Annotated in this window: 1 protein-coding gene; it reads left to right on the top strand. The window is 61.3% G+C overall.

The window, feature by feature from the left end:
• A partial coding sequence (locus tag SB752_RS32745; protein WP_410719555.1) for a MazG-like family protein occupies window positions 1-239 on the top strand: 239 nt, incomplete at its 5' end.
• Window positions 240-261: the final 22 nt, after the last annotated feature.

Below are 261 nucleotides of genomic sequence, written 5' to 3'. Positions count from 1 at the left end.
CGGGCGAATTGCTCGAACACTTCCAGTGGATGACCGAAGCGCAAAGCCGGTCGCTCTCGCCTGAGAAACTCGAGGAAGTCGGCAGCGAGATCGCCGACGTGCTGCTTTATCTTGTCCAGTTGAGCAACGTGCTGGGCATCGATCCCGTGCAAGCCGCGCAGGCCAAGATTCTGGTCAACGCGCAGAAGTACCCGGCTGACCGCGCCAAGGGCCGCAGCACGAAATACGATCAGCTTTGACGGCGCCTGGCAGGATCACGGC

It is taken from the genome of Brevibacillus sp. SIMBA_040 (assembly GCF_046535075.1).
Lineage (GTDB): Bacteria > Bacillota > Bacilli > Brevibacillales > Brevibacillaceae > Brevibacillus.
The sequence above is the reverse complement of the archived record's forward strand: the minus strand, read 5'-3'. Positions and strand labels throughout refer to the sequence as shown.